At 70.9% G+C, this 20,111-nt stretch carries 17 protein-coding genes; 11 read left to right on the forward strand and 6 right to left on the reverse strand.

From position 1 onward, the window contains the following. Window positions 1–6: 6 nt before the first annotated feature. Window positions 7–1,443 carry a peptidase S10 gene (locus tag ACGFIM_RS19380; protein WP_364064084.1) on the forward strand — a complete coding sequence of 479 codons (1,437 nt, stop codon included), beginning with the start codon at window positions 7–9 and terminating at the stop codon, window positions 1,441–1,443. Here the strand turns inward: ACGFIM_RS19380 and ACGFIM_RS19385 are convergent. From ACGFIM_RS19385 to ACGFIM_RS19405, 5 genes are all read right to left on the reverse strand, one after another. Next, window positions 1,402–2,244 carry a hypothetical protein gene (locus tag ACGFIM_RS19385; protein ID WP_393202007.1) on the reverse strand — a complete coding sequence of 281 codons (843 nt, stop codon included), beginning with the start codon at window positions 2,242–2,244 and terminating at the stop codon, window positions 1,402–1,404. The genes ACGFIM_RS19380 and ACGFIM_RS19385 overlap by 42 nt on opposite strands. Before the next feature lie 74 nt (window positions 2,245–2,318). Next, entirely contained in the window at window positions 2,319–2,738 is a 420-nt protein-coding gene (locus ACGFIM_RS19390) for a peptidase inhibitor family I36 protein (protein ID WP_393202009.1), read from the reverse strand. 224 nt (window positions 2,739–2,962) lie between these two features. After that, entirely contained in the window at window positions 2,963–3,733 is a 771-nt protein-coding gene (locus tag ACGFIM_RS19395) for an SDR family NAD(P)-dependent oxidoreductase (protein ID WP_393202011.1), read from the reverse strand. Then, window positions 3,730–4,740, reverse strand: coding sequence for a DUF4432 family protein (locus ACGFIM_RS19400; protein WP_393202013.1), 1,011 nt, complete (start codon window positions 4,738–4,740; stop codon window positions 3,730–3,732). Before ACGFIM_RS19400 ends, ACGFIM_RS19395 begins: the two co-directional genes overlap by 4 nt. Beyond that, window positions 4,737–5,909 carry a DUF4185 domain-containing protein gene (locus ACGFIM_RS19405; RefSeq protein WP_393202015.1) on the reverse strand — a complete coding sequence of 391 codons (1,173 nt, stop codon included), beginning with the start codon at window positions 5,907–5,909 and terminating at the stop codon, window positions 4,737–4,739. Before ACGFIM_RS19405 ends, ACGFIM_RS19400 begins: the two co-directional genes overlap by 4 nt. Window positions 5,910–6,065: 156 nt before the next feature. Here ACGFIM_RS19405 and ACGFIM_RS19410 point away from each other — a divergent pair, with 156 nt between their 5' ends. The 4 genes from ACGFIM_RS19410 to ACGFIM_RS19425 all read left to right on the forward strand — a co-directional run bounded on the left by ACGFIM_RS19410 (window position 6,066) and on the right by ACGFIM_RS19425 (window position 11,967). Further along, window positions 6,066–7,676 (forward strand): ABC-F family ATP-binding cassette domain-containing protein, encoded by a 1,611-nt coding sequence (locus tag ACGFIM_RS19410; protein WP_393202017.1) that lies wholly within the window; start codon window positions 6,066–6,068, stop codon window positions 7,674–7,676. An 88-nt stretch (window positions 7,677–7,764) separates the two neighbouring features. Then, the gene (locus tag ACGFIM_RS19415) at window positions 7,765–8,568 is read left to right on the forward strand and encodes a hypothetical protein (protein ID WP_393202019.1); all 804 of its coding nucleotides are present in this window, start codon (window positions 7,765–7,767) and stop codon (window positions 8,566–8,568) included. A gap of 135 nt (window positions 8,569–8,703) precedes the next feature. Beyond that, the gene (locus ACGFIM_RS19420) at window positions 8,704–10,218 is read left to right on the forward strand and encodes an RNA polymerase sigma factor (RefSeq protein ID WP_393202023.1); all 1,515 of its coding nucleotides are present in this window, start codon (window positions 8,704–8,706) and stop codon (window positions 10,216–10,218) included. A gap of 636 nt (window positions 10,219–10,854) precedes the next feature. Continuing rightward, entirely contained in the window at window positions 10,855–11,967 is a 1,113-nt protein-coding gene (locus ACGFIM_RS19425) for an NlpC/P60 family protein (protein WP_393202025.1), read from the forward strand. Window positions 11,968–11,973: 6 nt separating this feature from the next. On the opposite strand, the gene ACGFIM_RS19430 is transcribed toward ACGFIM_RS19425, so the two are convergent. Next, window positions 11,974–12,465 (reverse strand): inorganic diphosphatase, encoded by a 492-nt coding sequence (locus ACGFIM_RS19430; RefSeq protein WP_355412661.1) that lies wholly within the window; start codon window positions 12,463–12,465, stop codon window positions 11,974–11,976. Window positions 12,466–12,573: 108 nt separating this feature from the next. Between ACGFIM_RS19430 and dacB the strand changes: the two genes are divergently transcribed. The 6 genes from dacB (at window position 12,574) to folE (ending at window position 20,073) form a co-directional block, all read left to right on the forward strand. After that, window positions 12,574–13,974, forward strand: a complete 1,401-nt coding sequence (dacB, locus tag ACGFIM_RS19435; RefSeq protein ID WP_393202028.1) for a D-alanyl-D-alanine carboxypeptidase/D-alanyl-D-alanine-endopeptidase — start codon at window positions 12,574–12,576, stop codon at window positions 13,972–13,974. 93 nt (window positions 13,975–14,067) lie between these two features. Continuing rightward, window positions 14,068–15,144, forward strand: coding sequence for a zinc-dependent metalloprotease (locus ACGFIM_RS19440; protein WP_393202030.1), 1,077 nt, complete (start codon window positions 14,068–14,070; stop codon window positions 15,142–15,144). Between the two features lie 547 nt (window positions 15,145–15,691). Next, a complete protein-coding gene (gene tilS, locus ACGFIM_RS19445; protein WP_393202032.1) occupies window positions 15,692–16,684 on the forward strand; it encodes a tRNA lysidine(34) synthetase TilS in 993 nt (330 codons plus the stop codon). A gap of 10 nt (window positions 16,685–16,694) precedes the next feature. Next, complete coding sequence (hpt, locus tag ACGFIM_RS19450) at window positions 16,695–17,246, forward strand: hypoxanthine phosphoribosyltransferase (RefSeq protein ID WP_364064046.1); 552 nt, start codon at window positions 16,695–16,697, stop codon at window positions 17,244–17,246. 251 nt (window positions 17,247–17,497) lie between these two features. Then, window positions 17,498–19,498: an ATP-dependent zinc metalloprotease FtsH gene (gene ftsH, locus ACGFIM_RS19455; RefSeq protein ID WP_393202035.1), complete on the forward strand. Its 2,001-nt coding sequence runs from the start codon at window positions 17,498–17,500 to the stop codon at window positions 19,496–19,498. Further along, complete coding sequence (gene folE / locus ACGFIM_RS19460) at window positions 19,495–20,073, forward strand: GTP cyclohydrolase I FolE (protein WP_393202037.1); 579 nt, start codon at window positions 19,495–19,497, stop codon at window positions 20,071–20,073. Before ftsH ends, folE begins: the two co-directional genes overlap by 4 nt. Window positions 20,074–20,111 lie beyond the last annotated feature (38 nt).

Consider the following 20,111-nt stretch of genomic DNA (forward strand, 5'->3'; position numbering starts at 1 on the left):
GGCGATATGTCTGAAGAGTCGAAGCCCGCCGCCCCTGCCGACAACCTCGTCACCTCCTCCCACACGCTGCCGACCGGCGAGTCGTACACCGCCACCGCCGGAACCCTGGTGCTGCGCGAGGAGGTGACCACCGACGGCACGTTCGAGGGCCTGCGCCCCAAGGCCGAGGTGTTCGTCACCGCCTACACCCTCGACGGCGCCGACCCCGGCAGCAGGCCGGTGACCTTCGCCTTCAACGGCGGGCCCGGCTCGTCCAGCGTGTGGCTGCACCTGGGCGTGCTCGGGCCGCGCAGGGTCGTCATGGGCGACGCCGGTGCGCTGCTGCCGCCCCCGTACGGGCTCGTGGACAACGAGGAGAGCCTGCTACGGGTGAGCGACCTGGTCTTCATCGACCCCGTCTCCACCGGCTACTCGCGGGCCGCCCAGGGGGAGAAGGCCGAGCCGTACCACGGCTTCACCGGCGACCTGGAGTCGGTCGGCGAGGTGATCAGGCTCTGGACCACCAGGAACGCGCGATGGATGTCGCCGAAGTTCCTGGCCGGCGAGTCGTACGGCACCGTGCGGGCCGCAGGCCTCGCCGAGCACCTGCAGTCGCGCTACGGCATGTACCTCAACGGCGTCATCCTGATCTCCTCGGTGCTCGACTTCATCACCGGCGAGTTCAACGACGGCAACGACCTGGCCTACGCGCTCTACCTGCCGACGTACGCGGCCATCGCCCACTACCACGGCCTGCACGGCGACCGGCCGCTCGCCGACGTGCTGCGCGAGGCCGAGGAGTACGCCGACCGCGACTACCTGTGGGTGCTGGCCCGCGGCAACCGGCTCACCCCGGAGGAGCGCGCCGCCGCGGTCGCCAAGATCGCCCGGCTGACCGGGCTCAGCGAGGACTACGTCGACCGGGTCAACCTGCGCATCGAGCACATCAGGTTCTTCACCGAGGTGCTGCGCCACCGGCGGCAGGTCGTCGGCAGGCTCGACGGCCGCTTCACCGGCTGGGACCCCGACGCGGGACGCGAGCACTTCGCCGCCGACCCCAGCATGGACGCGATCATGGGTCCGTACAGCGCGGCGCTCAACCACTACCTGCGCACCGAGCTCGGCTACGCCAGCGACCTGCCGTATGAGGTGCTCACCTCGCGGGTGCGGCCGTGGTCGTACAAGGAGTTCGAGAACGCGCACGTGCAGGTGGTCTCCCGGCTCGGGGCGGCCATGCGGGCCAACCCGCACCTGCGCGTCCACGTGGCCTGCGGCTACCACGACGGCGCCACCCCGTACTACGCCGCCGAGCACACCTTCGCCCACCTGCCCGTGCCGCCCGAGCTGACCGGCAACATCGAGTTCAAGTACTACGAGGCCGGCCACATGATGTACGTGCACGAGCCCAGCAGGCTCGCCCAGTCAGCCGACCTCGCGGCGTTCGTCCTCGGCGAGCAGGCGTGAGGCCTTCACCAGGCGCTGCTCCAGGTTCTGGCGGAGCGCGGCGAACCTGTCGGGATTGTCGCGGATGATGGCCCGCTGCAGCTCGGCGTCGGCCGCGTACCAGGCCGCGACCAGGCCCGATGCCCACTTGCACCGGGTGTCGGCGGTCGCGGTGCGCCGCTCCTCGTCCGTCACCGCCGTGGGCTCGTCGAGGTTCCAGCGGCTGTCGCCGATGGCCGCCTCGGGCGACGGATAGGAGTGGCCGGCCTGCTTCATGCACGACTGCCAGCGCTTGATCGCCGCCGTCACCGACGGGTGCTTGGCGGCCTGTTCCAGCGTCAGCGAGTCCTGTAGCGCGAGCCACGGCCAGTCCGCCTTGCGCGCGCCCTCCTCCAGGGCGAGCGTGGCGCGGTCGAGGCAGCCGCGGTCGGCCGCGGTGCCGTACAGGCGGTGCCGGGCGCGTTTGGGCAGCTTGCCGGCCCAGGCGCCGGTCGTGTCGGGAGACGGCGGCCTGGCCAGGTGATAGCCGTGCGTCTTGGCCGCGTCCGGGTCGGCGACGCCGTAGCGGCGGGAGTTGCCGGGATCGATCGCGGCGATCTGCGCCGCGCTCTCGGCGGGTGGGTCGATGGTGATGCCCTGCTTGCGCATGCACCTGACGACGAGACGGTTGTGGGCGTTGCCCAGCGTGGCCCGCTGCTCGGGAGTGGTCTTGTACGCGTCGAACGGGAGCACCAGGTGCGACACCGAGGTGACGCCCCTGGTGGGCGCGGGCGGTGCCGCCGGCTTCTCGACGCCGCAGGCCGCGGCGGCCGTCGCCAGCACCAGCGTGCTCGCGAGGAGTCCGCGGCAGCCGGTTTCCGAGGGCCAAGCCCGGAAACCGGCACTCCCTGTCTTACTCAGCGGCACCAGATGTCGATCGCGCTGGCGCGGTCGTTGCCGATGGCGTTGTTCGCCAGGTAACCGTCGTTCGAGTTGTGGGTGAACGTGCTGTGCGCGCCGGTGTAGCCGGGGTGCTGCCACAGCGTGGCGCTGCAGCCGATGCGGTTGCGAATCGAGCTGGTGTCGTTGTCCATGCTCTTCCAGGAGTTGCTGAAGTCCCAGTTGAGCCAGTTGTTGTCGGCGAAGTTGGAGTCGTCGGAGACGAAGTCCCGCCAGAGGTCGACCTGGCCGCGGTTGTAGTCGTAGCCCGCGTACAGGCAGACGCGACCGCCGTAGCAGGTACCGCGGGGGCTGGCCGCCGCCGCGGCGGCCGGGGCGACCACGGTGAACAGCGTGGCCGCGGCGATGAGGCCGGCGGCCTTCTTGGTGAGCCTCACAGGTTTCTCTCCGATCAGTGAGTCGTTTTCGGCCTGAACCCGACAGGCGGCGAATCGCCCGCGGGCCGCGTTGACCCCGCGCGATCGCTTTGAAGGCTCCGCGCCCGTGCAAGGGTCGCGGGCCTGGCCCGCCGCACTCACTGCTATCAAGGGCCCGTACGGCGCTTTCGCGGCGTTGGCAGAAGACTTGGCCCTCGTGGAGGAACCCGTGGCCTGCGCTCGACCTATTCGGGAAGCGCCGCCGGGTTCTGCGCGAGCAGCCCGCCGTCCACCCGGTACTCGGCGCCGGTCACGAACGACGAGCGCGGCCCCGCCAGGAACGCCACCACCTCGGCCACCTCCTCAGGACGGCCCACCCGCCCCAGCGGGTGGCTCTTGCCCCACTGCGCGACCTGCTCCTCCTGCGACAGCTCGCCCCGCCACAGGTCGGCCGCCCAGCGCAGCATCGGCGTGTCCACCGAGCCGGGGCAGACCGCGTTGACCCGGACGCCGTCGCGTGCGTGGTCCAGCGCCATGGCCTTGACCAGCCCGTTCAGCGCGGCCTTGCTCGCCGTGTACGCCGCCACCTGCGCCTGCGAGGCGAACGCCTGCACCGACGACACCACCACGATCGACCCGCCGCCCCTGGCCCGCAGCCGCGGCATCGCGGCCTTACAGGTCAGGTAGACGCCCTTGAGGTTGATGTCGAGCACCTCGTCCCAGACCTCCTCGGGGGTGTCCTCGACCGTGCCGTAGCGCTGCACGCCCGCACAGGTGACCACGATGTCGAGGCCGCCGTACCGGGAGACCGCGAGGTCCACCAGGGCGCGCATGTCATCGGCGCTGCGCACGTCGGCGACCCGGCCGGTGACGCGCTCGCCGTCGCGCTCGGCCTCCTTGTCCACGCCGCAGTACACCACCGAGGCGCCGCCGGCCGCGAGCCGCTCGACCACCGCCCGCCCGATGCCCAGCGAACCACCGGTGACCAGGGCCACCTTGCCGTCGAACTCGCTCATGCCACGACCTCCGCGCGCAACCTCAGCACCTTCGTCTCGTACGGCTCAAGCACCAGGGCCGTGCCGTTCTCCACGGCGGTGGCCAGGCCGTTGGTCGGCATGCCGGCGAACGGCTCGAGCCCGACCGTGTACGCCTCACCCCACCAGGGGTACCCCGTGGTGGCCCCGAACTCCTGCCACATCCACAGGTACGGCAGGAGCGCGGCGTCCCACTCCACCCGGAAACCGATCGCGCTCGTGATCTCGTACCAGCCTTCGGAGAAGCCGGTCAGGTAGACGATGTCGCTCGGTGTGCCGGGCTCGGGCACCACGCTCAGGTCCAGCTCGCCGCCGTCCGCGGCGGGCACGACCGGCCACTGCCAGGGACCGCCCGGCTCGACCCGGCGCCCGCCGGGCGCGATCGGGACGTCGTGCGGGATCACGGTGACGCCGTCGGGCAGCCGGATCCGCGCGCCCGGGTGCAGGAACGGCCGGCCGAACACGATGTGCTGGCCCCACATGGCGTGCAGCCGCCGCCCCGACTCGTTGGTGGCGGACGCCTCGATCTCCAGCGCGGCCGCGCCGTACCGCAGCCGCAGCACCTTCTCCATCCGGTACGGCAGCCGCCGCGTCCGCACGCTGAGCCGTACCGCGACCTCCTCGGGCGTGTCGGCCACCACCTCGCACGCCCACGGCAGCGCGGCCACCTCGCCGTGCTGGGCCAGCCGCGCGCCGCGGTACTCGCTGGGCGCGCCGCCGTTGGGGAAGATGTCCTGCCAGCCGCCCTCGTAGTAGTCGGCGAACGGCGCGACGTCGTCGGGTGCGCCCTGGAAGTGCTCGCGCGGGTCGCGCAGGCCGCGCGGGGTGAGCCAGACGAGGTCGGTGTCGGTGGGTTTGTGCAGGAACTCGATGACGTCGCCGCCCTTGCCGGGCAGCACGGTCACGCGCAGCCGCTCGTTCTCCAGCGTGACCGCGCGCATTCCCTCGATCGTGCCCTGTCGCAGGCGGGCCGCCCAGTTGCGCCTCACGTGAACGTCACATCCAGGAATCGGGGCCGGTAGATGGAGACGTCGTCGTAGTGGTCGGTGTTGACGAAGCTGTTGACGTTGTACGACATCACGAGCCCCGGCCCGTCGATCTCCGGGTGGGCGTGGGCGTTGTAGGTGAAGATGTTCCCGCCGGTCTCGGGGGTCGTGTAGACGTGCTGCTTGCCGGTGAAGGGGCCGGCGGGGGAGCAGGCGGAGTACGCGACGATGGTCGGGTTGAGCGGCTCGGTCGTGTCATGTGTGATCAGGACATATCCGGATCCGACCTTGCTGACGCTGTACTCGTTCGCTACGCCCTCCATGATCCGCGCGGAGTCGGCCTCGTTCGTCGACCAGCCGCCGCCCGCCGTGCGGTACTCCCACGTCCCGAGGAGGCTGTCGCCCTTGACCCTGGCGATGTGCATGTACTTCGGCGAGCCGTGGTCCTCGACCCCGTAGACGTAGGTGTAGCCGCCGTCCCTGAGGATGCCCGACGCCCAGGAGACGCCGTTGCCGCTGGGCAGCTCGTGCACGCTCAGCGGGCGCTCGAGCCGGCCCGGGGAGAAGCGCGCGACCACGTTGCGGTGCCAGCGCCAGTCCCACGCGCCGGGGCCGAAGCGCTCGTACTCCTGGTAGGTGACCTCCACGATGCCGCCGGCCGGCGTCGCGTCGCCGGCCCAGTACCAGTGATCCTCATCGCGCGGCGGCATCACGGCCTCGGGCGCGTCGGGGGTGCCGCCGTGGATGGTGGACAGGCGGCCGTCGCGCTCGACGGCGAAGGTGTTGTTGAGGAACACGGTCGTGCCGCCCTCCTCGACCACCGGCGGCCGGCCGCCGTCCGGTTCGACCTTGCCGAGGAACGTGTCGGAGAAGATCCACAGCTCGCGGCCGCCCGGCAGCTTCAGCGAGTAGGTGCCGTCGGCGCCCGTCCAGTCGTCGAGGCGGTTGTTGTCGTTGCCGTAGTCGGTGAACAGGCCGGTCAACCGGGCGTTGGGGGTGGCGCCCGCGACCGTGGGCGCACAGCCCGGGCTCGTCCGCGCCGTCCGCGCGGGCGACTGGCTCTGTGCGGTGGGTACGGGTTTCGGCGGGGCGGCCCGGGCGGGCTGGGGTACGGCGGTGAAGCCGAGCAACGCGATGGCGAGGGGTGCGAGGGCTGAGCGGAATCGCGCCATGACCGGTCCTAGGGGGAGGGGAGTTCCCTACAGTTCTAGTCATCAGATCACTTTGTGTCCAGGGGCGACGTGAGGTCTTCGCCCTGGGTGTTCCGGGCGGTTTCGGGGCCGGAAATCCGAATGACCGCCCGGCCGCCCGGCCGCTACCCTGCCGAGGTGGGCCACGTGGAAGCAGGACATCTGACGTACGTGCTGCCGGACGGGCGGCCGCTGCTCAACGACGTCTCCTTCCGGGTCGGCGAGGGCGTCAAGGCGGCGCTGGTCGGCCCCAACGGGGCCGGCAAGACCACGCTCTTGCGCCTCATCGCCGGTGACCTGCAGCCGGTCGAGGGCAGCGTCACGAGCTCCGGCGGGCTGGGCGTGATGCGGCAGTTCATCGGCAGTGTGCGCGACGGCAGCACCGTACGTGACCTGCTGCTCGGCGTCGCGCCGCCGGCCGTTCGCAAGGCCGCCGAGCGGCTCGACGAGGCCGAGCTCGCCATGATGGAGCGCGACGACGAGAAGACCCAGCTCCGCTACGCCCAGGCCATCAGCGACTACACCGACGCGGGCGGCTACGACATCGAGGTGCTCTGGGACACCTGCACGGTCGCCGCGCTCGGCCTGCCGTACGAGCGGGTCAAACACCGCGATGTGGCCACGCTGTCGGGCGGCGAGCAAAAGCGCCTGGTCCTGGAGGCGCTGCTGCGCGGCCCCGACCAGACCCTGCTGCTCGACGAGCCCGACAACTACCTCGACGTGCCCGGCAAGGAGTGGCTGGAGCGGCAGCTCCAGGAGACGCCCAAGACCGTGCTGCTGGTCAGCCACGACCGGCAGCTCCTGGCCCATGCGGCCGAGCGCATCATCACCGTCGAGTCGGGCAACGTCTGGATCCACGGCGGCGGCTTCGCCACGTACGCCGAGGCGCGCAGGGCCCGCAACGAGCGCCTCGACGAGCTGCGCAGGCGCTGGGACGAAGAGCACGCGAAGCTCAAGTCCCTGGTCAACATGCTCAAGAACAAGGCCCGCTACAACGACGGCATGGCGCCCGCGTACCACGCCGCCCAGACCAGGCTGCGCAAGTTCGAGGAGGCGGGGCCGCCCGAGGTCGCGCCGAGCGAGCAGCACATCTCGATGCGGCTGCGCGGCGGGCGCACCGGCAAGCGCGCGGTGATCTGCGAGCGGCTGGAGCTGACCGGCCTGATGCGCCCGTTCGACCTGGAGGTCTGGTACGGCGAGCGGGTCGCCGTGCTCGGCTCCAACGGCTCGGGCAAGTCCCACTTCCTGCGCCTGCTGGCCGGCGAGCCGGTCGCGCACGAGGGCGTGGCCAGGCTGGGCGCGCGCGTGGTGCCCGGCCACTTCGCCCAGACTCACACCCGCCCTGACCTGCTCGGCCGTACGCCGGTCGAGATCGTCATGACCGAGCACGGCAAGCTCAAGAACGAGGCGATGAGGGCGCTGGCCCGCTACGAGCTGGCGGGCCGCGTCGCCGAACAGCGCTTCGAGACGCTCTCCGGCGGCCAGCAGGCCCGGCTGCAGATCCTGCTGCTGGAGCTGTCCGGCGCCACGCTGCTGCTGCTCGACGAGCCGACCGACAACCTCGACCTGGCCAGCGCCGAGGCGCTGCAGGCGGGACTCGACGCGTTCGAGGGCACGGTGCTCGCGGTCACCCACGACCGGTGGTTCGCCGCCGACTTCGACCGCTACCTCGTCTTCGGCTCCGACGGCACGGTCTACGACTCGCCCGAGCCGGTCTGGGACGAGACCAGGGTGGTGCGCCCGCGCTGACCGCGCCGGACCAGAGGGCGGCAAAGAGTTGGTACGCCTGGCGCGTGTCCGGTGACGGGCGTGCCCATGGCCGGGTTATCACGGCAAAGTGATCCCGCGTAGCCGAACCGTCAGCCTCCTCGCACTCGGGGCGATCTGCCTCGCCGGGTGCGCGAGCGAGGAACGTCCCGTCAAGCCGCAGCTCAAGCCGCTCGCGCTCAAAGAGCAGGTCTCGAACATCGTCAAGTCCGCCGACGGCTACGCCGTCAACTGGGCGGGCGTGCTGACCAACGCCAACCCGTGGCACTTCGGCGAGCACGTGGTGGCCACCATCGTCGGCCAGGATGCCAAGGGCGCCGAGGTGCTGAAGCTGGACCAGCCGCTCGACGCGGTGCCGCCGGGCGGATCGCTGGCGTTCACCGGGCAGGCGCCCACTTCGGTGAAGCCGGCGAAGGTGACGATCCAGTACCGTCCGGCGCAGTGGCGGCAGGCGGCGCGAATTCCGTCGGCGTTCCGGCCGTTTCCGATCAGCCGGGTGCAGACATTGCCGCAAAAAGACGGAACTTACCTGATTACCGGATATGTCGATAATCCGTATCAAATGCCGGTGAGCAGCCTGGTCGTGACCGCGATGCTGCGCGACAAATCCGGCAAGCTGCTTGGTGGCGGCGACACGTTCGTGGACGACGTGAAGCCTGGCAGCCCGCCGCGTTTCGTGCTGTCGGTGCTCGGGCTGCCCAAGAACGCCAAGGTCGCCAAGACCGAGGTCACCGCCAGGACCTGGGGGTCCACCGGGCGCCCGTACGAGGAGCTGGCGCTGGCCGGGACGGTGCCGATGCACACCGTCAAGCCGACGACCGAGCCGTTCGCGGTGGACAGGAGCACTGCGGTCGTATCCGAACTCAAGCAGTGATTTCCGCAAATTTCGGGCGTAAATGGTTTGCGGTGGGATATTTCCGTACGGGATTCCGCCCGCTCTCCGACAAGAACCCGCGATAAGCCCGGAAGTGGTGGAACTACTAGTTACGGATCCATTACCTTCGGTCACATGACTGACCGCGTCCTGGTGGAAGCACTCCGCGCCCGCGATCCAGGGGCGATCGCCGCGCTCTACGACGCGTACGCGGAGAGCGTCTACCGCTACTGCTGGTCCCTGCTGCTGAGCGCCGAGAGCGCCCAAGTGGCGCTCCGCGACACGCTGATCGCCGCCGAGGCGCACGCCGGCGCCCTCGCCGAGCCCGACAGGCTGCGCACCTGGCTGTTCGCGCTGGCCAGGGCCGAGTGCCTGCGCCGCAGGGCCGCCGAATCACCCGGCACCGACCAGGGCCTCGCCGAGGCGCCGCAGCCCGACGACCCCGCCGACGCCGACCTGCGCGTCATGGCGTGGCACGCCGTACACGGCCTGCCCGCGCCCGAACGCGAGGTGCTCGAGCTCGTCCACCGCCACCGGCTGCCCGCGCCCGAGCTCGCGCAGGTGCTCTCGCTGCCCGTACGCCAGGTCGAGCTGCTGCACGAGCAGGCGCGCGAGAGCCTGGGCGACGCGATCACCGCCGAGGTGCTGGCCAGGAAGGGGCCCTACGACTGCCCCCGCCGCGCCCGCATCCTGTCCGGCTTCACCGGCGAGCTCACCGCCGAGATGCGCGAGCACCTCGTCCGCCACCTGCCGCGCTGCGAGGTCTGCTCGCCCCACCGGGGCCGCCAGGTCTCCGTCGCCAAGGTCTACGAGCTGCTGCCCGAGCCCGCACTGCCCGAGACGCTGCGCGTACGCGTGCTGAGCTGCTTCGCCGACCCCGAACTCCTGCCCTACCGCCGCTACGTCGCCCGCCGCACCGCCGCGCTCGGCGCCGCCGGGTTTCCCCTTCCCGCCGCGCACCACGTTCGGCGGTGGCCTCAGGCGGTGGCGGGCGCGCTGGCGGCGGTCGCGACCGTGGTGGCGATAGCGGTCATCTTCCAGCACATCGGACGCGAGAACGGCGGCGTGACCGGCGTCGCCACGGCCGCCTTCCCCGCCACCGGCGAGCCGCCCGGCATCCGCCTGCCCTGGCAGGCCGATCCCGAGGACGTACCGCTCACCGTCATGCCCATCCTCGACGCCACCGCCACCCGCCCCCTGGGCGTCACCGGTTCCCCCGCCCAGCCCCCACCGGCGGACCCGATGACCACGACCCCGGCCACGTCGTTCCCGAGCACCATCTCGGCCCCGCCGACGGAACACCCGGCCCCGCCGACGGAACACCCGGCCCCGCTGGCGACGACCCACCCCGCCTCGCCGCCGCCCCCGCCTCAGTCCCCGCCCCCGAGCAACCTCACCCCACCCGCAAGCTCCCCGTCTCCACCCCCCTCGCAGACCGCCCCCACAAGACCACCCCACACGAAGCACCCCCACCACACCAAACACCCGCACCCGCAGCACCCGCCCCGCCCCCACCCATGGCCACCCCACACCCGCACCCCCACCCCCACGACACCCCCCACAGAACACACACCCACCCAAACCCCCACACCCCCTCCGACCACCGCCACCCCACCCCCGACAACCCCGATCCCAGACAACCGCAGCTGACCGAGTACCTCCCCTCGCCCCTCCACACCCCCCAAAGCCTTTAGCCTCCCGCGCCCCACGCCTCGCGCCGCACGCTGTGCGCCCGCGCCGCAGGCTGTGCGTCCGCGCCGCAGGCTGTGTGTCCGCGCCGCAGGCTGTGTGTCCGCGCCGCATGCCGCGCGCCCCGCGCCGGGCGTCCGTCTTGTGTGACGCGTTCGCGTAGCTGCCCCTGCCGCGTGTCCGCCGTGCTTCCGGGCGTTGCGCCTTGACCGTGTGCTCGCTCCACGTCCTACGCTCGCGGCTTCGCCCCGCGTCTCGCGTTCACGTGCTTGCCCGCGCCGCGCCCCCGCCGCACGCCGCGCGGTCGCGCTTCGGGTTGCCGCCTTCGCGGGTGGTCTGAGCACGTTCCCTGCCTCTCTTCAGCCGGTCCTGAACTCTGGCGAAAAGCCGCGGGCGAGGGGCGTCGCCCTCGCCGGCGTCGGTTCCAAGGGCCTCGGCCGGGCGTGGCCTGGTCCCTGGGCGGCCCGGACCGTGGAGAAAGATCACCGTTTGGCCAGTGGTTCGGAAAGGGGCAGGTGAGGCTCGGTACAGTCACGTTACGTGTGTTATCTCACGGGAATCGTGCGCATAGAGTAACCAACGGTTTCAGGGGGACCTATGCGCGCATTCCGGGCCGGGCTCCTCGCTGTCTGCCTGCTCGCCACCTGTTCGCCGTGCCCGCCGGCCGAGGCCAAGCCCCGGGGGCCGTCCGCCCGGGACGTCAAGAAGGCCCGCCAGCTCGTACGCCACCGCTCCCACCAGCTCAGCAAGACCACGGCGGCCCTGGTCACCGCCCAGTCGCGGCTGGACCGGCTGGCGGCCGAGGTGGAGCGCCTGGTGGAGGCGTACAACGGGGAGATGGTCCGGCTGCGCCGGGCCGAGCAGGCGCACGAGCAGGCCACGGCCCGGCTGGCGGCCGCCGACGCGGAGGTGGAGCGGGCCCGCCAGGACGTCGCGCTGCTCGCCGCCGAGAGCTACGGCGGCCTGGGAACGGTCAAGCCGTACATGGCCATGCTGGCGGACCGGGGCGGTACGGAGGGGTTCCTGCACCGGGCGAGCGTGCTCGGCTACCTGGAGGAGGAGCAGGCGGCGGTCATGCGGCGGCTGCGCGACGCCCAGGAGGTGGCCGCGATTCTCCGGACGCAGGCCGCCCGCGCCCACGCCGAGCGGCTGAGGGCGGCGGAGAGCGTACGCAAGGCGAAGGTCGCCGCCGAGGCGGCGGTGGCGCGGCAGCGGCGCGAGACGAAAGAGCTGATGGCCCGCAAGACGACCCTGCAGCGCAAGGTGAACGCCGCCCGCGCCCGCGCCCGGCTGCTGGCCAGGCGGCGGAACGCGGCGCTGTCAGGGCTCGTGAGGGGTGGTTCGAGGCTGGGGGACGTGGCCGCGAACTGGGCGCTCACCCAGCTCGGCAAGCCGTACGTGTGGGCGGCGGCCGGCCCCGACACCTATGACTGCTCGGGGCTGACGATGCGGGCCTGGGAGAAGGCCGGCGTGCGGCTGGACCACTGGACGGGCACCCAGTGGACGTCGGGCCCGCACGTGCCGCTCAACCGGCTTCGCCGGGGCGACCTGGTGTTCTTCGCCCACGTCAGCGGCGACCCCTCGACGATCCACCACGTCGGCATCTACGTCGGGCGCGGCCAGATGGTGCACGCGCCGCAGACCGGAGACGTCGTACGGGTGGCCTCGATCTACCGCGGGGACCTGGTGGGCGCCACCAGGCCCCGCTGACGAGGGTCAGTGGTGGCCGTGCTCCTTGGCCCGGCGGAACGAGCGCTCGATCTCGGCCTCGGCCTCGATGCGGCCCACCCAGTTGGCGCCTTCGACGGACTTGCCCGGCTCGAGGTCCTTGTAGACCTCGAAGAAGTGCTGGATCTCCAGCCGGTCGAACTCCGAGACGTGGTGAATGTCCTGGATGTGGTGCATGCGGGGGTCGGTGGACGGCACGCACAGCACCTTGTCGTCACCGCCCTTCTCGTCGGTCATCCGGAACATCCCCACCGCCCGGCACGTGATGTAGCACCCCGGGAACGTCGGCTCCTGAAGCAGCACCAGCGCGTCGAGCGGGTCGCCGTCCTCGCCGAGGGTGTTCTCGATGAAGCCGTAGTCGGCGGGGTACTGCGTGGAGGTGAACAGCAGCCGGTCAAGCCTGATCTTGCCGGTCTCGTGGTCCACTTCGTACTTGTTCCGTTGTCCCTTGGGAATCTCAACGACAACGTCGAACTCCACCGCGGTTCCTCCGCTCAGGCCCCCGGGCACCCCCGGCTGGGCATTAATGTCTCGTAAGCGAACACAGGAGAGAGGGCAGGCGACGTGGCGCGGCGTGACCGGTTGGTGATGCTGACCACCCTCGCCGTGCTCCAGGTCCTGACGATCGTCATCGGCGTCTACGCGATAGCGACCGACTTCAACCTGAGCGCGCTGACGAGCGGGTCCGCTTCGACCGATCCGACGGCGTCGCCGGCGGAAGGCTCTCCACCCGTCCCCGTGGTCACCGCGGGGCCTGTGCTGGCCCAGCTTTCGGCGAAGTCAGGAGACGGACCTCTCCCGACTAAGGGTACTTTGACGAAGCAGTTGGCCAGTGCGCTGGGTGACGGTGCGCTCGGCGAACGTGTGGGCGCGGCCGTCATCGACACCGCCACGGGCGAGCAGCTCTTCGCCTCCGGCGCCGACACTCCCATCACCCCCGCGTCCACCACCAAGGTCATCACCACGACGGCGGCCCTGGCCTCGCTCGGCCCCGACGCCCGGCTGTCCACCCGCGTCGTCCAGGGGCCGAAGCCCGCGACCATCGTCCTGGTCGGCGGCGGCGACCCCATGCTCGCCGGTCCCCGCGCCAAGCAATCCGGCTACCCCAAGCAGGCGAGCCTGAACACCCTCGCCGCCCGTACCGCCGCCGCGCTCAAGGCGCAGGGTGTGCGCAAGGTCACGCTCTTCTACGACGACACCCTGTTCACCGGCAGCCCTGAGGCGCCCGGCTGGAAGCCCAACTACATCCCCGACGGCGAGGTCGCCCCCGTGCACGCCCTCATGATCGACGAGGGCCGGCAGAACCCGGGCATGCGCGCTCCCCGGGTGCAGAACCCGCCCCAGCACGCCGCCGACGCCTTCCGCGGGCTCCTCGCCAAGCAGGGCATCTCGGTCGCCAAGTCCGTACGTCCGGCGAAGGCCCCCGCCGGCGCCGCCGAGCTGGGCCGGGTCGACTCCGCGCCCCTCTACGCGCTCGTCGAGCACACCCTCACCCGCAGCGACAACGACCTCGCCGAAGCCCTCATGCGGCACGTCGCGATCAAGGAGGGGCAGGAGGCGTCGTTCGCCGGCGGCGCCAAGGCCGTGCTCGCCGTGCTCCAGCGCCTCGGGATCGCCCAGAACGTCGCGCTCTCCGACGGCAGCGGCCTGTCCATCCGCAACCGCATCAGCCCCAACGCCCTCGCCAAGGCCATCGCCCTGGCCGGCTCGCCCCAGCACCCCGAGCTGCGCGCCGTCGCCACCGGCATGCCCATCGCCGGCTTCTCCGGCACGCTCGGCAACGGACGGCGCTTCGTCGACAGCCGCAGCAAGGACCAGGTCGGGCTCGTACGCGCCAAGACCGGCACGCTCAACCACGTCAACACCCTGGCCGGGTTCGCCACCACCAAGGACGGGCGGCTGGTCACGTACGCGTTCATGGCCGACCGGGTGCCGGTCAACGCCGAGCCCGTGCTCGACCGGCTGGCGGCCATCGTCGCGCGCTCCTGAGCCCGGTCCCTCGCGGGTTCCCGAGCCCGGCCTGTCGCAGGTTCCTGGGCCGGTCCTTCGCGGGGCGGACGAGAAACACGTACCGTGGACGTTATGCAGGTGATCGACTGGGATCTGGCCGTCACGACCGGCACGCGCCTCGTGCGCCCCGGCCCTCAAGTGAGCCGGGAGGAGGCCAGGCAGGCCGTCACCGAGCTCCGCACCCTGTCGCGCGAGGCCGAAGGGCACGTCCGGCAGTTCACCAAAATCCACACGGAGGCCGCGCCGCGACCGGCGACCATCGTCGACCGGCCCGGCTGGATCAGGGCCAACGTCGAAGGCTTCCGCGTGGTGCTCGAGCCACTGACCCAGCGCATGGGCAACTCCGAGAACCAGCCGCCGGCCATCGTCAGCGCCGTCGGCTCCCGCATCACGGGCGTCGAGGTCGGGGCGGTCCTCGCCTTCCTCGCCTCCCGCGTGCTCGGGCAGTACGAGCTGTTCCTGCCGCCCGATCCCACCGGGCAGGAGCCCGCCGGTCGGCTCACCCTCGTCGCCCCCAACATCGTCCACGCCGAGCGCGAGATGGGCGTCAACCCCCACGACTTCCGCCTCTGGGTGTGCCTGCACGAAGAGACCCACCGCGTGCAGTTCACCGGCGTTCCCTGGCTGCGCGAGTACGTGCGCTCGCAGATGACGGAGTTCCTGCTCGCCTCCGACCTCGACCTGCCCACGCTGCTCGAACGCCTGCGCAGCGCCGCCGACACCGTGGCCGACGTCGTACGCGGCGGCGAGGGCAACCTCATCGACGCCATCCAGTCGCCGGGGCAGAAGGAGATCCTCGACCGGCTCACGGCCGTGATGACCCTCGTGGAGGGGCACGGCGACTACGTCATGGACGCGGTCGGGCCGTCCGTGGTCCCGTCGGTGGCCGAGATCCGCTCGAAGTTCGCCCAGCGCCGCGAGGGCGGCTCCCGTCTCGACCGCACGGTCCGGCGGCTGCTGGGGATCGAGGTCAAGATGAAGCAGTACGCGGAGGGCTCCGCCTTCGTCCGTACCGTCGTGGACCGGGTGGGGATGGACGGCTTCAACAAGGTCTGGACCTCCCCTGAAACCCTCCCCACCACCCCGGAGATCGCCGACCCCACGGCCTGGATCAGCCGCGTCATCGGCACCCCCGCCCTCCCCGCCTGACGCGGTCGTGGGCGCCGGACGCGGTTGCGAGGGGATGCCGGGTGGGCGCGCGGGCGCCGGACGACGACGTTGCACGTTGCGGCCGGATGCCGCGCCGGAGGCACGCTGAGTGGCGACCGCAGCCGGCGCGGCGGGTGACGCTCTCGCGCTCCGGCCGGCCGCCCTCACCCTGAGCCCCCGGTCTCGACGCTCACCCCGCGAGATCTCCCGACCGCCGGGCCACGCCCCCACCGGGTTCCGAGCGCCAGGCCGCGTTCGAGCTTCTCGCAAGTACCGGGCCGCATCCCGAGGGCTTCTTGCGGGTGCCGGGCCGCATCCCGAGGGCTTCTTGCGGGTGCCGGGCCGCGTCCCCGAGGGCTTCTCCCGAGCGCCGGGCGGCGCGTCCGCGGGCTTCTCCCGAGCGCCGGGTCGGCGGGGTGTGGTGCGGCGGAGTCCGGCGCTCGTGGTCGGCGGGGAGGCGGCTGCCGGCGTCGACGGTGACTGGCGCGCCCCGGGGACTGTCTTCGGGCTCGTCGAGTGCCGCGCGCGGTGGCGGGAGAATGGGGGCGTGGGTCCGCATCCGGCTGTTGCCGACGTTCGCCGGGCCGTGCGGGAGGCGCTGGCCGATCTGCCGCACGGCGCGCTCGTTCTCGTGGCATGCAGCGGCGGGGCCGATTCGGTGGCGCTGGCGGCGGCGGCGGGGTTCGTGGCGCCGCGCGTGAAGCTGCGTGCCGGGCTGGTGACGGTCGATCACCGGCTGCAGGAGGGGTCGGGGGAGCGGGCCGCAGAGGTGGTGTCGCTCGGCGCGAAGCTGGGGCTGGAGCCGGCGGAGGCGATCGCCGTGACGGTCGGTACGAACGGCGGCCCGGAGGCGGCGGCCAGGGAGGCGAGGTACGCCGCGCTGGCGGAGGCGGCCGACCGGCTGGGCGCGGAGGCGGTGCTGCTCGGTCACACCCGCGACGATCAGGCGGAGACGGTGCTGCTGGGCCTGGCCAGGGGCAGCGGTACGCGCAGCCTGTCGGGGATGGCGGCCGTGGCGGGACGGTATCGCCGCCCGTTCCTGGGCATCCCGAGGAGGACGACGAGGGCGGCCTGCGAGGCGCTGGGCCTGACCCCGTGGGACGACCCGCACAACGAGGATCCCAGGTTCACGAGGGTCAGGGTCCGCAGGAGGGTGCTGCCGGTCCTGGAGGAGGAGCTGGGCCCGGGGGTGGCGGAGGCGCTGGCGCGGACGGCCGCGCTGGCCCGTGAGGACGCGGACGCGCTCGACGAGTGGGCGGACGCTGCGTACGAAAATTGCGCTCTTAGCGATATCGGCGGGTCGGTACGGCTGGCGGTGGCGGAGCTGGAGAAGCTGCCGGACGCCGTCAGGCGGCGGGTGCTGCGCAGGGCGGCGATCACGGCGGGAGCGCCGTCCGGCGCGCTTTCGGCCACGCACGTGCTGGCCGTGGACCGGCTGGTCACGCACTGGCGGGGGCAGAAAGCGGTGGACCTGCCCGGGGGTCTGTCGGCCGTCCGGCGGTATGGCACCCTGATATTCGCCATCAGTCCCATCCCGTAAGGAACCACAGGTGGACGCTGCCGACATGGGCAATGACCTGGAAAAGGTGCTCATTCCCGAGGACGAGCTCCAGGCGAAGATCAAAGAACTCGCGGCCCGCATAGACGAGGATTACGCGGGCAAGGAAGTGCTTCTGGTTGGGGTGCTCAAGGGCGCGGTCATGGTGATGGCCGACCTGGCCAGAGCGCTGCACGTGCCGGTGCAGATGGACTGGATGGCGGTGTCGTCGTACGGGGCGGGCACCAAGTCGTCCGGCGTCGTACGCGTGCTGAAAGACCTCGACACCGACATCATGAACCGCCATGTGCTGATCGTCGAGGACATCATCGACTCGGGCCTGACCCTGCACTGGCTGCTGGAAAACCTGAAGTCGCGCAATCCGGCGTCGCTGGAGATCTGCGCCGCGCTGCGGAAACCCGACGCGGTCAAGGTGCCGATCGACGTCAAATACGTGGGCTTCGACATTCCCAGCGAGTTCGTCATCGGTTATGGGCTCGACTACGCGGAGCGATACCGCAACCTGCCGTTCATCGGCACCCTCGCTCCGCACGTATATCGATAACGGATAGGGCCCTCCGTTTCGGCAATGGCCGGGAACATGGCGCAACCTGACGTACGTTGATAGGGCAAGGCCGGTGCAGCGGGCGGGTCCCTCCGTGCGCTTCGCCGGTGTACCTTCAGACTCCGGGAGGGTGACCCCGTGTCCCCTTCGGGTAGTCAGAAGTCGCGGTGTCGGATGCCGCGGCCCCGGGCGTGCCCGGGGTTCCAGGCCATGGTCAGGAAGGGACGGGCCCGCAAGGGGTTCCGCATCGGATGGATCTCAAGCGATTTACACGTGGGCCACTGCTGTGGATCCTGGGCATCGTCGTGCTGCTCCTCCTCGTCACTCAGCTCTGGAGTGGCGGTGGCAATTACAAGACGGCCGACACGTCCTTGGTTCTTCAGCAGATTCGCGCCGGAAACGTCAGCAACGCCAAGATCGTCGACAAGGACAACCGGATCGAGGTGAAGCTCATCAACCCGGTCGCGGTTGAGCCGGGCGGCACTCCGACCAACCTCATCCAGTCCGACTGGGTCACCGGCTACGGCAGCAAGCTGACCGACGAGCTGCAGGCCCAGGTCGACGCCGGCAAGACCAAGAGCTTCACGACCGAGGTGCCGCAGGAGAACGTCCTGCTGAGCCTGCTGGTCAGCTTCCTGCCGATCGTCATCATCGTGCTGATCTTCCTGTTCATCATGAACCAGATGCAGGGCGGCGGCTCGCGGGTGATGAACTTCGGCAAGTCGAAGGCGAAGCTCATCACGAAAGACACCCCCAAGACCACGTTCGCCGATGTCGCGGGTGCGGATGAGGCCATCGAGGAGCTGCAGGAGATCAAGGAGTTCCTGCAGGCCCCGGCGAAGTTCCAGGCGATCGGCGCCAAGATCCCCAAGGGCGTGCTGCTCTACGGCCCGCCCGGCACCGGTAAGACCCTGCTGGCCCGCGCGGTCGCCGGCGAGGCCGGGGTGCCGTTCTACTCGATCTCGGGTTCCGACTTCGTCGAGATGTTCGTCGGTGTCGGAGCCTCCCGCGTGCGCGATCTGTTCGAGCAGGCGAAGGCGAACGCCCCCGCGATCATCTTCATCGACGAGATCGACGCCGTCGGCCGCCATCGCGGCGCCGGCCTGGGCGGCGGTCACGACGAGCGCGAGCAGACGCTCAACCAGCTCCTCGTCGAGATGGACGGCTTCGACGTCAAGGGCGGCGTGATCCTCATCGCCGCGACCAACAGGCCCGACATCCTCGACCCGGCGCTGCTGCGTCCCGGCCGTTTCGACCGGCAGGTCACGGTCGACCGTCCCGACCTGGAGGGCCGCAAGGGCATCCTCAAGGTCCACGGCCGCGGCAAGCCGTTCGCGCCCGACGTCGACCTCGACGTCATCGCGCGCCGCACCCCAGGGTTCACCGGCGCCGACCTGGCCAACGTGATCAACGAGGCGGCCCTGCTCACCGCGCGGGCCGACAAGAAGCTGATCACGATGGACGTCCTCGAGGAGTCGATCGACCGCGTCATGGCAGGGCCCGAGCGCAAGAGCCGGGTCATGTCCGACAAGGAAAAGAAGATGATCGCCTACCACGAGGGCGGTCACGCGCTGGTGGCGCACGCGCTGCCCAACTCCGACCCGGTCCACAAGATCACGATCCTGTCCCGCGGCCGCGCCCTCGGTTACACGATGACGCTGCCGATGGAGGACAAGTTCCTGGCCACCAGGTCGGAGATGATGGATCAGCTCGCGATGCTGCTGGGCGGCCGCGCGGCGGAGGAGCTCGTCTTCCACGAGCCCACCACCGGCGCCTCCAACGACATCGAGAAGGCCACGGCCGTCGCCCGCCGCATGGTGACCGAGTACGGCATGAGCGAGCAGCTCGGCGCCCGTAAGTTCGGCACCGGCCAGGCGGAGGTGTTCCTGGGCCGCGAGATGGGCCACGAGCGCGACTACTCCGAGAAGATCGCCTCCACGATCGACGAGGAGGTCCGCCGGATGATCGAGACGGCGCACGACCAGGCGTGGGACATCCTGGTCGAGTACCGCGACGTGCTCGACAACCTGGTGCTGGAGCTCATGGAGAAGGAGACCCTCTCCCGCGAGCAGGTGCTGGAGATCTTCGCTCCCGTGGTGGTCAAGGAGCACCGCCCGTCCTACGCCGGTTACGGCAAGCGGCTGCCCTCCGACCGCCCGCCCATCCTGACCCCGAAGGAGCAGTCGGCCAACGGCGCGCTCACCAACGGCGGTCAGAAGGACGCGCTGCCCTCTGGGGACAGCACGTCGTGACCCAGCACGACGTCGACCTCGGGCGGATCGAAAAGGCCGTTCGCGAGATCCTCTACGCCATCGGCGAGGATCCCGACCGCGACGGCCTGATCGAGACGCCCGCCAGGGTCGCCCGCGCCATGGCCGAGCAGTTCTCCGGGCTCGGCCAGACGCCGGAGGACGTGCTCAACAAGGTGTTCGACGTCGATCACGACGAGATGGTGCTCGTACGCGACATCGAGGTCTACTCGACCTGCGAGCACCACCTCGTCCCGTTCCACGGCCTGGCCCACGTCGGCTACATCCCCAACGAGAAGGGCCAGGTCACGGGGCTGTCCAAGCTGGCCAGGCTGGTCGACGTGTTCGCCCGCAGGCCGCAGGTGCAGGAGCGGATGACCTCGCAGATCGCCGACGCGCTCATGCGGGTGCTGGAGCCGCGCGGGGTCATCGTCGTGGTGGAGTGCGAGCACCTGTGCATGACGATGCGCGGCGTGCGCAAGCCGGGCGCGAAGACCGTCACGTCGGCGGTGCGCGGCGACTTCCGTACGAGTGACAAGACCCGGTCCGAGGCCATGGCGCTCATCCTCGGGCGCTGATCTGCTCGCACGCGGCGAACGGGGTACCCACGATGTCA

This window comes from Nonomuraea sp. NPDC049309, from assembly GCF_043196965.1.
Classification (GTDB): domain Bacteria; phylum Actinomycetota; class Actinomycetes; order Streptosporangiales; family Streptosporangiaceae; genus Nonomuraea; species Nonomuraea fastidiosa.